Origin of the sequence: Enterobacter sp. 940_PEND (assembly GCF_001059415.1) — a bacterium.
Taxonomy (GTDB): Bacteria; Pseudomonadota; Gammaproteobacteria; order Enterobacterales; family Enterobacteriaceae; genus Enterobacter; species Enterobacter cloacae_M.
Map to the genome: position 1 here is coordinate 32,132 of NZ_JUMS01000116.1, position 14,469 is coordinate 46,600.

Here is a 14,469-nt window from a genome sequence, read left to right on the forward strand (position 1 = left end):
GATTACCCCTTGGCTGCGACCCGGAAGCCATTTTCCAGATCGGCAATTAAATCTTCAGAATCTTCAATGCCGGTTGAGATACGCAGCAGCGTCTCGGAAATTCCGGCGGCGGCACGAGCTTCCGGTGCCATACCTGCGTGCGTCATGGTCGCGGCGTGGGAGATCAAGCTTTCAACCCCACCTAAGGATTCCGCCAGCGTAAACAATGACAGCCCGCTCAGGAAGCGACGCAGCGTTTGCTCGTCACCGTCCAGTTCAAAACTTAACATCGCGCCAAACCCTTTCTGCTGACGCGCGGCAATCTCGTGCCCCTGATTTTCCGGCAGCGACGGGTGATAGAGCTTCTTCACCAGCGGCTGGGTTTTCAGGAAATCGACAATCGCCTGGGCATTGCGCTGCGCCACGTCCATGCGCGGCGACAGCGTGCGGATGCCGCGCAGCAGCAGATAGCTGTCGAAGGCCCCCGCGGTGACGCCAATATTATTGGCCCACCATGCCAGTTCGGTGACAACGTCGGGATCTTTAGCAATCACCACGCCCGCCACCACATCAGAATGGCCGTTCAGATATTTAGTGCATGAATGCAATACCAGATCGGCACCCAGTGCGAGTGGGTTCTGAAGGGCCGGACTGAGGAACGTATTATCCACTACACTTATCGCTCCCGCATCCCTTGCGAGCTGACAAATTTTCGCAATATCGACAACGCGCAACAATGGATTGCTTGGACTTTCCACCAGAACCAGCTTCGGCTTCTCTGCCAGGGCCTGTTTCAGCGCCTGTTCATCGTTTTGATCGACAAACAGCACGCGATAGCAGCCGCGTTTCGCCAGGCTGTCAAACAGGCGATAGCTGCCGCCGTAGCAGTCGTGCGGCGCGACCAGCAGATCGCCCGGCTTCAGGAACACCGTGGTCACCAGGTGAATGGCGGACATCCCCGTATTGGTTAATACTGCACCTGCGCCACCTTCCAGCTCGGCCAGCGCGCGCTGGGTCACGTCACGCGTAGGGTTGCCACGACGCGAATAATCATGCGCGCGGGGTTCATTAAATCCGGTGAAGTTATAAGTACTGGAAAGATGAATCGGCGGGACAACGCAGCCGTACTGCTCGTCATCATTTAATCCGCTACGCACTGCAATAGTGGCCTGTTTACGCGTCATGGTGAGGGCTTCCTGGCGAATGAGGTGAAAAGTCAGGCACCAGAGTAAACATTGAAAGTATGGACGTCAATACATCTGGACATCTAAACTTCTTTGCGTATAGATTGAGCAATGCGCAAATAGCCGTTAAAATTATATGCTTTAGTGCACGCTGCAGCGGCAATATCCGTGCCACGGTATCGTCTCTACGGTAAACTAGACAAGATTGCGGTTCAAAACGGGTGGTTACAGGTTTTGCACCTTTAAATAAATGACTGAGAGGATTAAAGGTATCTCATGGCTGAATGGAGCGGCGAATATATCAGCCCATACGCTGAGCACGGTAAGAAGAGTGAGCAAGTAAAGAAAATTACGGTTTCCATTCCTCTGAAGGTGTTGAAGATCCTCACCGATGAACGTACGCGTCGTCAGGTGAACAACCTGCGCCACGCGACCAACAGCGAACTGCTGTGCGAAGCGTTTCTGCATGCGTTTACCGGTCAACCGTTGCCGAACGATGAAGATCTGCGCAAAGAGCGCAGTGATGAAATCCCGGAAGAGGCGAAGGTGATCATGCGTGAACTGGGTATTGACCCGGAGACGTGGGAATACTGAGAAGCGGATACAAAAAAGGCACCTTGCGGTGCCTTTTTTTCGGGAAACTTATTTAGCGCCCGGGATGCTGAAACGCTTGTTGAAGCGGTCAACACGGCCACCGGTTGCAACGTCACGCTGCTTACCAGTGTAGAACGGGTGGCATTTGCCGCACACGTCCAGGTTCAGATCGTGACCCACGGTAGAGCGGATCTGGATAGAGTTACCGCAAGAACAGTTTGCAGTAATCATTTCGTATTTCGGGTGAATATCTTTTTTCATGGGAGAACCTCAGTTAAGGCCGCGTCGCTCTTCCAGCCCTAACGCCAGACACCACGCGATGTTGATTGTAAGTTCTTTGGCGTAAAGTACACCAAAGGCGGCGAATCATACAGAATTTGACCAACGTATGCAAACTGATCCGCACGCCGCTTTTACTAATGTGTATACTAACGCGCCACTTTTCAAGTCAGGAAGATTCGATGCCCGTCGCTCACGTTGCCCTGCCCGTTCCGCTTCCCCGCACCTTTGACTACCTGCTGCCCGACAGCATGAGCGCCAAAGCGGGCTGCCGCGTGACCGTGCCGTTTGGCAAACAGCAGCGCGTGGGGATCGTCGTCTCCGTCAGCGATAAAAGCGAATTGCCGCTTAACGAGCTGAAGTCGGTCGTTGAGGTGCTGGACAGCGAGCCGGTTTACTCTACCAGCACCTGGCGACTGCTGCTGTGGGCGGCGGATTATTATCATCACTCAATTGGCGACGTGCTGTTCCACGCCCTGCCAATTATGCTGCGTCAGGGCAAGAGCGCCAGCCATGCGCCGATGTGGTACTGGTTTGCCACCGAGCAAGGCCAGGCGGTGGATATCAACAGCCTGAAGCGATCGCAGAAACAGCAGCAGGCGCTGGCGGCGCTGCGTCAGGGAAAAATCTGGCGACATCAGGTCGACGAGCTTGAGGTCAGCGAAACGGCGCTACAGGCCTTAAGAAAGAAAGGGCTGAGCGAACTGGCCAGCGAAGCCCCCGCTCTTTACGACTGGCGGGAGAGTTTCTCCGTTTCAGGGGATCGCCTGCGTCTGAATACCGAGCAGGCCACCGCCGTGGGTGCGATTCATAGCGCCTCCGATCATTTCTCTGCCTGGCTGCTGGCGGGTGTCACCGGTTCCGGCAAGACCGAAGTCTACCTGAGCGTGCTGGAAAACGTGCTCGCGCAGGGCAAACAGGCGCTGGTGATGGTGCCGGAAATTGGCCTGACGCCGCAAACCATCGCCCGATTCCGCGAGCGCTTTAACGCGCCCGTTGAGGTGCTGCACTCCGGCCTGAACGACAGCGAACGCCTCAGCGCCTGGCTGAAAGCGAAAAACGGCGAAGCGGCGATTGTGATCGGCACCCGCTCGTCGCTGTTTACGCCGTTTAAAAATCTTGGCGTTATCGTGATCGACGAAGAGCACGACAGCTCCTATAAACAGCAGGAAGGCTGGCGCTATCACGCCCGCGACCTGGCGGTTTATCGCGCGCACAGCGAGCAAATTCCCATTATTCTCGGCTCCGCCACGCCGGCACTCGAAACGCTGCACAACGTGCGCCAGCGTAAATACCATATGCTGCGCCTGACGCGTCGGGCGGGGAATGCCCGTCCGGCCATTCAGCACGTGCTGGATCTGAAAGGCCAGCAGGTTCAGGCCGGGCTTGCGCCGGCATTGATTACCCGCATGCGCCAGCACTTGCAGGCGGGGAACCAGGTCATTCTGTTTCTCAACCGTCGCGGATTTGCCCCCGCCCTGCTGTGCCACGACTGCGGCTGGATTGCCGAGTGTCCGCGCTGCGACCACTACTACACCTTCCATCAGGCCCAGCGGCATTTGCGCTGCCACCACTGCGACAGCCAGCGCCCGGTGCCGCGCCAGTGCCCGTCATGTGGCTCAACGCATATCGTGCCGGTCGGTCTGGGGACGGAACAGCTGGAACAGGCGCTTAGCCCCTTCTTCCCGGACGTGCCGATTTCTCGTATCGACCGGGACACCACCAGCCGCAAGGGCGCGCTGGAACAGCAGCTGGCGGAAGTGCATCGCGGTGGCGCACGCATACTGATTGGTACGCAGATGCTGGCCAAAGGCCACCACTTCCCGGACGTCACGCTAGTTGCCCTGCTGGACGTAGACGGCGCGCTGTTTTCGGCAGATTTCCGCTCAGCCGAGCGCTTCGCCCAGCTTTATACCCAGGTGGCAGGGCGTGCCGGTCGCGCCGGTAAACAGGGCGAAGTGGTGCTGCAAACGCACCACCCTGAGCATCCGCTGCTGCAAACCCTGCTGCATAAAGGCTATGACGCCTTTGCCGAACAGGCGCTGGCCGAACGCCAGACCATGCAGCTGCCGCCGTGGACCAGCCACGTCATCATCCGCGCGGAAGATCACAACAACCAGCAGGCGCCGCTTTTCCTGCAGCAGCTGAGAAATCTCCTGCAGGCCAGCCCGCTGGTGGATAATCAGCTGTGGATCCTGGGCCCGGTGCCGGCACTCGCACCAAAGCGCGGCGGGCGTTTTCGCTGGCAAATCTTACTTCAGCACCCCTCGCGCATTCGTCTTCAGCACATCGTCAGCGGCACGCTGGCGCTCATCAACACGCTGCCGGAAGCGCGAAAAGTGAAGTGGGTACTGGACGTCGATCCCATCGAAGGCTGAAGACGGATCGAAAAATTTAACGCTCCTCACACTTTTTATGAAAATTCTGTAACCGATTCCATTAACTATCTGTAAAAATGGTGATGTCAGAAGTTCGGTGTTCAGGCGAGGAGAAGACGTTGAAGTCCAGGAAAGAGGTTGCACCGGCGACCATGAAAGACGTTGCCCAGAAAGCACAAGTCTCTACGGCAACCGTGTCCCGCGCATTAATGAACCCGGATAAAGTCTCCCAGGCGACCCGTAACCGGGTAGAGCAGGCTGCGCTTGAAGTGGGCTATTTCCCACAGGCGATGGGGCGTAACGTCAAACGCAACGAGTCGCGCACCATTCTGGTGATTGTGCCGGACATCTGTGACCCCTTCTTCAGCGAGATTATCCGCGGTATTGAAGTCACCGCAGCGGAACAGGGTTACCTGGTGCTGATTGGCGACTGTGCTCATCAGAACCAGCAGGAAAAAACCTTCATCGATCTCATTATCACCAAGCAGATCGACGGCATGCTGCTGCTTGGCTCTCGCCTGCCGTTTGATGCCAGCATTGAAGAGCAGCGTAATTTACCGCCGATGGTGATGGCCAACGAGTTTGCGCCGGAGCTGGAGCTGCCGACGGTCCACATTGATAACCTCACCGCCGCGTTCAACGCCGTAAACTATCTCCAGGAACTGGGGCACAAGCGCATTGGCTGTATTGCCGGGCCGGAAGAGATGCCGCTGTGTCACTATCGCTTACAGGGCTACGTTCAGGCGCTACGCCGTACCGGCGTCACCGTCGATCCGCACTACATTGCGCGCGGTGACTTTACCTTCGCCGCGGGTGGACAAGCGCTGGAGAAACTTCTGGACCTGCCTGAACCGCCAACCGCCGTATTTTGTCACAGCGACGTGATGGCGCTGGGCGCATTATCGTACGCCAAACGCCGCGGCCTGCGGATACCGAAAGATTTATCGATCATCGGATTCGACAATATTTCGCTTTCAGAATTTTGCGATCCGCCGCTCTCAACGGTCGCTCAGCCGCGCTACCAAATCGGCCGCGAAGCGATGCTGCTTCTGCTGGATCAGCTTCACGGTCAAACAGTTAGCAGCGGCTCGCGGTTGCTGGACTGTGAACTGATTGTCCGCGGCACTACCCAGGCATTGACTTAAAGTAAACGTCTTTCGGATACCCTTATCTGGTCAAAGCCCCGCCGCTTAAGTAACATGGCGGACTGACGAACGAATAAATACAGCGAAACGATAGTGGCACAACGAGATTATGTACGTCGCGGCCAGCCGGCACCTTCGCGACGCAAAAAGAGTAGCTCAAGGAAAAAGCAACGTAACCTGCCTGCTGTCTCGCCAGCAATGGTCGCTATTGCTGCGGCTGTAGTCGTCGCCTTTATTGGTGGCCTGTACTTCATCACGCACCATAAAAAAGAAGAGTCTGAGGCGCTTCAGGCCAGTAAAGTTGCCGGAAACGGCCTTCCTCCGAAGCCTGAAGAACGCTGGCGCTATATCAAAGAGCTGGAAAGCCGTCAGCCCGGGGTGCGTGCGCCAACCGAACCTTCTGCGGGTGGTGAAGTGCAGAATGCGAATCAGCTGACGGATGAACAGCGTCAGCTGCTGGCCCAAATGCAGGCCGATATGCGCCAGCAGCCTACGCAGTTGAACGAAGTACCGTGGAATGAGCAGACGCCGGCACAGCGCCAGCAAACGCTGCAGCGACGTCAGGCGCAACAGCAGATTCAGCAGCAGCAACAACAACAGCAGCAGCAGTGGGCGCAAACCCAGCCGGTGCAGCAGCCGAAAGCACAGCCGCGGGTAACGGAACAGCCATACCAGCAGCCGACGCGTACGGCGCAGTCTCAGCCAGTCCAGCAGCAGCCGAAAACGCAGCCGCAGAAACAGACGGCTCAGCCGTATCAGGATCTGCTCCAGACGCCAGCGCATACCACCGCGCAGCAGCCGAAAACGCAGCAGGCAGCGCCGGTGACCAAAGAGACCGAAGCGCCGAAGCAGACGGCAGAGAAAAAAGACGAGCGCCGCTGGATGGTGCAGTGCGGTTCGTTCAAAGGCGCAGAGCAGGCGGAAACGGTGCGCGCGCAACTGGCCTTTGAAGGGTTTGATTCGCGTATTACCACCAATAACGGCTGGAATCGCGTGGTGATTGGGCCGGTCAAAGGCAAAGAAAACGCCGATGGCACCATTTCGCGTCTGAAAATCGCCGGCCACACAAACTGCATTCGACTCGCTTCCGGGGGTTGAAACCCCCAAAATCCCCCCCATCTATCATTTAATTCAGCCCTGAGCACAGGCTCAGGGCTTCTGTTTCCCGATTCTGTAACCAGGGGGTCTGCTCGTGACAACAATAGTAAGTGTACGCCGTAACGGCCATGTGGTAATCGCCGGTGATGGCCAGGCCACGCTGGGTAATACCGTCATGAAAGGCAACGTGAAGAAAGTGCGCCGTCTCTACAACGACAAAGTGATCGCCGGTTTTGCTGGCGGCACGGCGGACGCCTTCACGCTGTTTGAACTGTTTGAACGCAAACTGGAAATGCACCAGGGTCATCTGGTGAAAGCTGCCGTTGAGCTGGCGAAAGACTGGCGTACCGACCGCATGCTGCGCAAGCTCGAAGCGCTGCTGGCCGTGGCCGATGAAACCGCCTCGCTGATCATCACCGGTAACGGTGACGTCATTCAGCCGGAAAATGACCTAATTGCCATCGGCTCTGGCGGCCCTTATGCCCAGGCTGCAGCCCGCGCGCTGTTGGAGAATACCGACATGAACGCGCGTGATATCGCGGTGAAGGCGTTGGATATTGCAGGCGATATCTGCATTTATACCAACCACAACCACACCATCGAAGAATTGACCTCCAAAGCGTAAGGATCTCCCATGTCTGAAATGACCCCACGCGAAATTGTCAGCGAACTGAACAAACACATTATCGGCCAGGATAACGCCAAGCGTTCCGTGGCTATTGCTCTGCGTAACCGCTGGCGTCGGATGCAGCTTGACGAAGAGCTGCGCCACGAAGTGACGCCAAAAAACATCCTGATGATCGGCCCGACCGGCGTCGGTAAAACCGAAATCGCCCGTCGTCTGGCGAAGCTGGCGAACGCGCCGTTCATCAAAGTTGAAGCCACCAAGTTCACCGAAGTGGGCTATGTGGGTAAAGAAGTGGACTCCATCATCCGCGATCTGACCGATTCGGCGATCAAGATGGTGCGCGTCCAGGCGATCGAGAAAAACCGCTATCGCGCGGAAGAGATGGCCGAGGAGCGCATTCTCGACGTGCTGATCCCACCGGCAAAAAACAACTGGGGCCAGGCAGAGCAGCAGGCGGAACCGTCCGCTGCGCGCCAGGCGTTCCGCAAAAAACTGCGTGAAGGCCAGCTGGACGACAAAGAGATTGAGATCGATCTCGCTGCCGCGCCAATGGGTGTGGAAATCATGGCACCTCCGGGCATGGAAGAGATGACCAGCCAGCTGCAGTCCATGTTCCAGAACCTGGGCGGCCAGAAGCAGAAAGCGCGTAAGCTGAAAATTAAAGACGCGATGAAGCTGCTGATTGAAGAAGAAGCGGCGAAGCTGGTGAACCCGGAAGAGCTGAAGCAGGACGCTATCGACGCGGTTGAGCAGCACGGTATCGTGTTTATCGACGAAATCGACAAAATTTGTAAGCGCGGCGGCAACAGCTCCGGCCCGGACGTGTCCCGCGAAGGCGTTCAGCGCGACCTGCTGCCGCTGGTTGAAGGCTGCACCGTCTCCACCAAGCACGGCATGGTGAAAACGGACCACATCCTGTTTATCGCTTCCGGTGCGTTCCAGGTTGCCAGCCCGTCGGATCTGATCCCGGAACTGCAGGGCCGTCTGCCTATCCGCGTTGAGCTGCAGGCGCTGACCACCGAAGATTTCGAACGTATCCTGACCGAGCCAAACGCCTCTGCTACCGTACAGTACAAAGCGCTGATGGCGACCGAAGGCGTGAACCTCGAGTTCACCGAAGACGGTATCAAGCGTATTGCCCAGGCCGCATGGCAGGTCAACGAAACCACCGAGAACATCGGTGCGCGTCGCCTGCATACCGTGCTGGAACGCCTGGTTGAAGATATCTCTTACGACGCGAGCGACCTTAACGGTCAAACCGTTACCATTGACGCAGAATATGTGAGTAAACATCTGGATGCGTTAGTGGCAGATGAAGATCTGAGCCGTTTTATCCTATAATCGCGGTTACTGGATTCTCATCACGTTTAATGGGGGCTAATGCCCCCATTTTTATTGGCTAAATACTTATGACTGACATCAGCCGTACTCAGGCGTGGCTCGAAAGTCTGCGCCCTAAAACGCTTCCTCTGGCCTTTGCCGCAATTATCGTCGGCACCGCCCTTGCCTGGTGGCAGGGTTATTTTGATCCGCTGGTCGCCGCGCTGGCACTGATTACCGCCGGCCTGCTGCAAATTCTCTCCAATCTCGCCAACGACTACGGCGACGCGGTAAAAGGCAGCGACAAGCCGGACCGCATAGGGCCACTGCGCGGAATGCAGAAAGGGGTGATTACCCAGGCGCAGATGAAACGCGCGCTGATTATCACCGTAGCGCTGATCTGCGTATCCGGCCTGGCGCTGGTGACGGTGGCGTCTAAGACCACCAGCGATTTCATTGGCTTCCTGGTGCTGGGCTTACTGGCCATTATCGCGGCCATCACCTACACCGTCGGCACGCGTCCTTACGGTTATATTGGGCTCGGGGATATCTCCGTACTGGTGTTCTTCGGCTGGCTGAGCGTGATGGGAAGCTGGTACCTGCAGGCGCATACGGTGATCCCTGCCCTGTTCCTGCCCGCGACCGCCTGCGGCCTGCTGGCGACGGCGGTGCTCAACATCAACAACCTGCGCGACATCGACAGCGATCGCGAGAACGGCAAAAATACCCTGGCGGTTCGTCTGGGGCCGGTCAATGCGCGCCGCTATCACGCCTGTCTGCTCATTGGCGCGCTGGTTTGCCTGGCGCTGTTTAACCTGATTTCCTTGCAGAGCTTGTGGGGCTGGCTGTTTGTGCTTGCCGCGCCGCTGCTGATTAAGCAGGCCCGCTTTGTGATGCGTGAACTCAGCCCGTCCGCCATGCCGCCAATGCTGGAACGTACGGTAAAAGGCGCGTTGCTGACTAACCTGTTGTTCGTCATCGGGATTGTTTTAAGCCAGACGCTGCGTTAGCTGACAAATATCAATTAACAATTGATGATTTTGCCAACAACGCATTTCGCACGATATACTGAACACATTCGCAGCAACTGAGCGTTAAACCTATGAAATACGATACCTCCGAGCTTTGTGACATCTACCAGGAAGATGTCAACGTCGTTGAACCGCTGTTCTCCAACTTTGGTGGGAGGTCGTCGTTTGGCGGTCAAATCGTCACGGTGAAATGTTTCGAGGACAACGGGTTGCTGTACGATCTGCTCGAACAGAATGGCCGCGGCCGCGTTCTTGTGGTCGACGGCGGCGGTTCCGTGCGCCGTGCATTAATAGATGCTGAGCTGGCCGGCATTGCCGTTCAGAATGAGTGGGAAGGCCTTGTGGTGTACGGTTCCGTACGTCAGGTGGACGATCTGGAAGACCTGGATATCGGGATTCAGGCCATCGCGGCCATACCGGTAGGGGCGGCAGGTGACGGCATCGGCGAAAGCGACGTGCGCGTCAATTTCGGCGGCGTGACCTTCTTCTCCGGGGATCATCTCTACGCCGATAATACCGGCATTATCCTTTCCGAAGATCCGCTGGATATCGAGTAGTAAAAAGTCAGCGAGAACCATAAAAAAGCCGGGTGGCGGCGACGCCTTACCCGGCTTATTTCATCTGTATTTCCCGAGAGAAATTAGACTTCTTCCATACGTCCCAGCAGCGCCTGCAGGCGATCCTGCCAGCCGTTCTGCTGTTCGCGCAGCTGGTTGTTTTCGCGCTCCAGCTCTTCGCGGCCGTGCTGAGCGTTCTGAACTTCCTGCGCCAGGCTGTTGTTCTTTTCTTTCAGCTCTTCAATTTCCATCTGCAGCAGGGTGATGGTGTCAATCGCCTGCTGTACTTTCGATTCCAGTTTCTCAAACACTTCTAAAGACATGATGCTACCTCTCCTGAATTGCAAGGCGACGCTTTAACATAAACGCGCACGACATATACCGTCGATTGTATGGAGCGCGGCGCTCTGTGTCCAGCGACACACCGCGCAGATCGCGGTTTGCAACACTTTTAGGTCTGGTCCTGGTGTGTTCGCGTCATATACCCCTAAATTGTTAACTGATTCGTTAATGAAATGATTCAGCTCACATTCCTGTACTGATGCTAAAATGTGCTTTATGGCGCGAAAACGCTCATTTTATTGACACAGACCACACATTTTGATTTCGATATTTCTCGTTTTTGCTCGTTAACGATAAATTAACACTATGTCTACAGGGCATCGTGGCTGTCACGGGCGGCCATGCTAACAATAAACATCAATTTCTTCAGGATTCCGATTATGAGTCAGACATCAACCTTAAAAGGCCAGTGCATTGCCGAGTTCCTTGGTACCGGGTTGTTGATATTCTTCGGAGTGGGCTGTGTTGCTGCACTGAAAGTGGCGGGTGCCAGTTTTGGTCAGTGGGAAATCAGTATCATCTGGGGTCTGGGCGTGGCGATGGCCATCTACCTGACTGCAGGGGTTTCTGGTGCACATCTTAACCCGGCGGTGACAATCGCACTGTGGCTGTTCGCGTGCTTTGACGGACGCAAAGTTGTTCCTTTCATTCTTTCTCAGTTTGCCGGCGCGTTTTGCGCAGCGGCGTTAGTTTACGGGCTTTATTACAATCTTTTCATCGACTTCGAACAGACGCATCATATGGTGCGCGGCAGCGTCGAAAGTCTGGATCTGGCAGGCATCTTCTCAACCTACCCTAACCCGCATATCAATTTTGTGCAGGCGTTCGCAGTTGAAATGGTGATTACCGCTATTCTGATGGGCGTTATCCTGGCGCTGACCGACGACGGAAACGGCATTCCGCGCGGCCCGCTGGCACCCCTGCTGATTGGTTTGCTGATTGCGGTGATTGGCGCATCCATGGGCCCGCTGACCGGCTTCGCGATGAACCCGGCACGTGATATCGGACCAAAAGCCTTCGCCTTTATCGCCGGCTGGGGCGACGTCGCTTTCACCGGTGGCAAAGACATTCCTTACTTCCTGGTACCGCTGTTTGCGCCGGTTGTCGGGGCTGCGCTGGGTGCGTTTAGCTACCGCAAATTAATTGGTCGCCACTTACCGTGCGACACCTGTGTGGAAGAGGAGAAGGAAACGACTTCTACCGCACAACAAAAAGCTTCGCTGTAATCTGACTACGGGACACATACCATGACCGAAAAAAAATATATCGTTGCGCTCGACCAGGGCACTACCAGCTCCCGCGCTGTCGTAATGGATCATGACGCGAACATCGTCAGCGTGTCACAGCGCGAATTTGAGCAAATTTATCCTCGTCCAGGCTGGGTAGAACACGACCCGATGGAGATTTGGGCGTCACAAAGCTCCACGCTGGTCGAAGTGCTGGCGAAAGCCGATATCAGTTCCGACGAGATTGCCGCGATTGGTATTACCAACCAGCGTGAAACGACGATTGTCTGGGAACGTGAAACCGGTAAGCCCATTTACAACGCTATCGTCTGGCAGTGCCGCCGTACATCCGAGATCTGCGAACAGCTGAAGCGCGACGGTATGGAAGAGTACGTGCGCAGCGCCACCGGTCTGGTGGTTGACCCGTATTTCTCCGGCACCAAAGTGAAATGGATCCTCGACCACGTAGAAGGTTCACGCGAGCGTGCTAAACGCGGCGAGCTGCTGTTCGGTACCGTCGATACCTGGCTTATCTGGAAGATGACCCAGGGACGCGTTCACGTCACCGACTACACCAACGCCTCGCGTACCATGCTGTTCAACATCAATACCCTGGAGTGGGATGACAAGATGCTGGACGCGCTGGACATTCCGCGCGCGATGCTGCCTGAAGTGCGTAAGTCTTCAGAAGTGTACGGTCAGACCAACATCGGCGGTAAAGGCGGCACCCGTATTCCTATCGCCGGTATCGCCGGTGACCAGCAGGCGGCGCTGTTCGGCCAGCTGTGCGTCAAGGAAGGGATGGCGAAGAACACCTACGGCACCGGCTGCTTTATGCTGATGAACACCGGCGAGAAGGCGGTGAAATCAGAAAACGGCCTGCTGACCACCATCGCCTGCGGTCCGCGCGGCGAAGTGAACTATGCGCTGGAAGGTGCGGTGTTCATGGCTGGTGCATCCATTCAGTGGCTGCGCGACGAAATGAAGCTGATCAGCGATGCGTTCGACTCCGAGTACTTCGCGACCAAAGTGAAAGACACCAACGGCGTGTACGTGGTGCCTGCGTTCACCGGTCTGGGCGCACCGTACTGGGATCCGTATGCACGCGGCGCAATTTTCGGGCTGACGCGCGGTGTGAACTCTAACCACATTATTCGCGCCACCCTGGAATCCATCGCCTACCAGACGCGCGACGTGCTGGAAGCGATGCAGGCTGACTCCGGCATTCGTCTGCACGCCCTGCGCGTGGACGGCGGTGCGGTAGCGAATAACTTCCTGATGCAGTTCCAGTCCGACATTCTCGGCACCCGCGTTGAGCGCCCTGAAGTGCGTGAAGTCACGGCGCTGGGCGCGGCGTACCTTGCCGGTCTGGCGGTAGGCTTCTGGCAGAACCTGGACGAGCTGCAGGAAAAAGCGGTTATCGAACGCGAATTCCGTCCGGGCATCGAAACCACCGAGCGTAACTTCCGCTACAGCGGCTGGAAAAAAGCGGTGAAACGCGCCCTGGCGTGGGAAGAGCACGAAGAGTAATCCCCCTCACCCCGGCCCTCTCCCCAAAGGGGAGAGGGTGTTTTAGGTCCCCTCGCCCCTTTGGGGAGAGGGTTAGGGTGAGGGGAGTACAGACCGCACCTTACCCACTCTGTGATAAACTTCGTGCAATTCCTTTTGATTGCACGAGTACCTCATGAAACGTGAACTTGCTATCGAGTTTTCCCGCGTCACCGAAGCAGCAGCCCTTGCAGGCTATAAATGGCTGGGCCGTGGCGACAAAAATACCGCAGACGGCGCTGCCGTCCATGCCATGCGCATAGTACTTAACCAGGTCAACATTGACGGCACCATCGTGATCGGCGAAGGCGAGATCGACGAAGCGCCGATGCTCTACATCGGTGAAAAAGTCGGTACCGGCAAAGGCGATGCCGTGGATATCGCCGTCGACCCGATCGAAGGCACCCGCATGACGGCGATGGGTCAGGCCAATGCGTTAGCGGTGCTGGCCGTAGGCGATAAGGGCTGCTTCCTCAACGCGCCGGACATGTATATGGAAAAGCTGATTGTCGGTCCAGGCGCGAAGGGCGCAATCGACCTTAGCCTGCCGCTGGAAGAGAACCTGCAAAACATCGCCAAAGCCCTGGGCAAACCCCTTAGCGAACTTACCGTGACGATTCTGGCGAAACCGCGCCACGACGCCACCATCACGCAGATGCAAAAGCTCGGCGTGCGCGTGTTTGCTATCCCTGACGGTGACGTTGCCGCCTCGATCCTGACCTGCATGCCGGACAGCGAAGTCGACGTGCTGTACGGCATCGGCGGCGCGCCGGAAGGTGTGGTCTCTGCGGCGGTGATCCGCGCGCTGGATGGCGATATGCAGGCCCGTCTTCTGCCCCGTCATGAGGTGAAAGGCGACAGCGAAGAGAACCGCCGTATCGGGGAAAACGAGCTGGCGCGCTGCGAAGCGATGGGCATCGAGGCCAATAAAGTGCTGCCTCTGGACGAAATGGCGCGTAGCGATAACGTTGTCTTCTCGGCGACCGGCATCACCAAAGGCGATCTGCTGGACGGCATCACCCGCAAGGGTAATATGGCCACCACTGAAACGCTGCTGATTCGCGGTAAATCACGCACCATTCGCCGCATCCAGTCAATCCACTATCTCGACCGCAAAGACCCGGACGTGCAGACGCACATTCTGTAAAACCGTTTGATCG

At 56.7% G+C, this 14,469-nt stretch carries 14 protein-coding genes; 11 read left to right on the plus strand and 3 right to left on the minus strand.

Features of this window, described 5'->3' with window-relative positions; translation table 11 throughout:
- Positions 1–2: 2 nt before the first annotated feature.
- Entirely contained in the window at positions 3–1,163 is a 1,161-nt protein-coding gene (gene metB, locus ADJ24_RS16280; protein WP_021242813.1) for a cystathionine gamma-synthase, read from the minus strand.
- Positions 1,164–1,439: 276 nt separating this feature from the next.
- Here metB and metJ point away from each other — a divergent pair, with 276 nt between their 5' ends.
- The gene (gene metJ, locus ADJ24_RS16285) at positions 1,440–1,757 is read left to right on the plus strand and encodes a met regulon transcriptional regulator MetJ (RefSeq protein ID WP_015966498.1); all 318 of its coding nucleotides are present in this window, start codon (positions 1,440–1,442) and stop codon (positions 1,755–1,757) included.
- Positions 1,758–1,805: 48 nt separating this feature from the next.
- On the opposite strand, the gene rpmE is transcribed toward metJ, so the two are convergent.
- Complete coding sequence (rpmE, locus tag ADJ24_RS16290; RefSeq protein WP_003862040.1) at positions 1,806–2,018, minus strand: 50S ribosomal protein L31; 213 nt, start codon at positions 2,016–2,018, stop codon at positions 1,806–1,808.
- Positions 2,019–2,218: 200 nt separating this feature from the next.
- Here rpmE and priA point away from each other — a divergent pair, with 200 nt between their 5' ends.
- The 7 genes from priA (at position 2,219) to rraA (ending at position 10,193) form a co-directional block, all read left to right on the plus strand.
- Entirely contained in the window at positions 2,219–4,414 is a 2,196-nt protein-coding gene (priA, locus tag ADJ24_RS16295; protein WP_023309682.1) for a primosomal protein N', read from the plus strand.
- Between the two features lie 119 nt (positions 4,415–4,533).
- Positions 4,534–5,559, plus strand: coding sequence for a DNA-binding transcriptional regulator CytR (gene cytR, locus ADJ24_RS16300; RefSeq protein ID WP_023309683.1), 1,026 nt, complete (start codon positions 4,534–4,536; stop codon positions 5,557–5,559).
- Positions 5,560–5,652: 93 nt separating this feature from the next.
- A complete protein-coding gene (gene ftsN, locus ADJ24_RS16305; RefSeq protein ID WP_032667981.1) occupies positions 5,653–6,657 on the plus strand; it encodes a cell division protein FtsN in 1,005 nt (334 codons plus the stop codon).
- A gap of 94 nt (positions 6,658–6,751) precedes the next feature.
- Positions 6,752–7,282, plus strand: coding sequence for an ATP-dependent protease subunit HslV (gene hslV / locus ADJ24_RS16310; RefSeq protein WP_008501802.1), 531 nt, complete (start codon positions 6,752–6,754; stop codon positions 7,280–7,282).
- Positions 7,283–7,291: 9 nt separating this feature from the next.
- Complete coding sequence (gene hslU, locus ADJ24_RS16315; RefSeq protein ID WP_023309685.1) at positions 7,292–8,626, plus strand: HslU--HslV peptidase ATPase subunit; 1,335 nt, start codon at positions 7,292–7,294, stop codon at positions 8,624–8,626.
- A gap of 68 nt (positions 8,627–8,694) precedes the next feature.
- Positions 8,695–9,615, plus strand: a complete 921-nt coding sequence (menA, locus tag ADJ24_RS16320) for a 1,4-dihydroxy-2-naphthoate polyprenyltransferase (RefSeq protein ID WP_023309686.1) — start codon at positions 8,695–8,697, stop codon at positions 9,613–9,615.
- Positions 9,616–9,707: 92 nt separating this feature from the next.
- Positions 9,708–10,193 carry a ribonuclease E activity regulator RraA gene (gene rraA / locus ADJ24_RS16325; RefSeq protein WP_023309687.1) on the plus strand — a complete coding sequence of 162 codons (486 nt, stop codon included), beginning with the start codon at positions 9,708–9,710 and terminating at the stop codon, positions 10,191–10,193.
- 83 nt (positions 10,194–10,276) lie between these two features.
- Here rraA and zapB read toward each other — a convergent pair whose 3' ends face one another.
- Positions 10,277–10,516, minus strand: a complete 240-nt coding sequence (zapB, locus tag ADJ24_RS16330) for a septal ring assembly protein ZapB (RefSeq protein WP_010436935.1) — start codon at positions 10,514–10,516, stop codon at positions 10,277–10,279.
- A 399-nt stretch (positions 10,517–10,915) separates the two neighbouring features.
- Between zapB and ADJ24_RS16335 the strand changes: the two genes are divergently transcribed.
- From ADJ24_RS16335 to glpX, 3 genes are all read left to right on the plus strand, one after another.
- Positions 10,916–11,761 (plus strand): MIP/aquaporin family protein, encoded by an 846-nt coding sequence (locus ADJ24_RS16335; RefSeq protein ID WP_014885705.1) that lies wholly within the window; start codon positions 10,916–10,918, stop codon positions 11,759–11,761.
- A 21-nt stretch (positions 11,762–11,782) separates the two neighbouring features.
- Positions 11,783–13,291, plus strand: coding sequence for a glycerol kinase GlpK (gene glpK, locus ADJ24_RS16340; protein WP_023309688.1), 1,509 nt, complete (start codon positions 11,783–11,785; stop codon positions 13,289–13,291).
- A 154-nt stretch (positions 13,292–13,445) separates the two neighbouring features.
- The gene (glpX, locus tag ADJ24_RS16345) at positions 13,446–14,456 is read left to right on the plus strand and encodes a class II fructose-bisphosphatase (RefSeq protein ID WP_023309689.1); all 1,011 of its coding nucleotides are present in this window, start codon (positions 13,446–13,448) and stop codon (positions 14,454–14,456) included.
- Positions 14,457–14,469 lie beyond the last annotated feature (13 nt).

Bases quoted from the DNA above. Each gene is read 5' to 3' on its own strand.
- glpK (WP_023309688.1), top strand. From the start codon at position 11,783: ATGACCGAAAAAAAATATATCGTTGCGCTCGACCAGGGCACTACCAGC.
- rpmE (WP_003862040.1), bottom strand. From the start codon at position 2,018: ATGAAAAAAGATATTCACCCGAAATACGAAATGATTACTGCAAACTGT.
- hslU (WP_023309685.1), top strand. From the start codon at position 7,292: ATGTCTGAAATGACCCCACGCGAAATTGTCAGCGAACTGAACAAACAC.
- metB (WP_021242813.1), bottom strand. From the start codon at position 1,163: ATGACGCGTAAACAGGCCACTATTGCAGTGCGTAGCGGATTAAATGAT.
- zapB (WP_010436935.1), bottom strand. From the start codon at position 10,516: ATGTCTTTAGAAGTGTTTGAGAAACTGGAATCGAAAGTACAGCAGGCG.
- ADJ24_RS16335 (WP_014885705.1), top strand. From the start codon at position 10,916: ATGAGTCAGACATCAACCTTAAAAGGCCAGTGCATTGCCGAGTTCCTT.
- menA (WP_023309686.1), top strand. From the start codon at position 8,695: ATGACTGACATCAGCCGTACTCAGGCGTGGCTCGAAAGTCTGCGCCCT.
- glpX (WP_023309689.1), top strand. From the start codon at position 13,446: ATGAAACGTGAACTTGCTATCGAGTTTTCCCGCGTCACCGAAGCAGCA.
- priA (WP_023309682.1), top strand. From the start codon at position 2,219: ATGCCCGTCGCTCACGTTGCCCTGCCCGTTCCGCTTCCCCGCACCTTT.
- rraA (WP_023309687.1), top strand. From the start codon at position 9,708: ATGAAATACGATACCTCCGAGCTTTGTGACATCTACCAGGAAGATGTC.
- metJ (WP_015966498.1), top strand. From the start codon at position 1,440: ATGGCTGAATGGAGCGGCGAATATATCAGCCCATACGCTGAGCACGGT.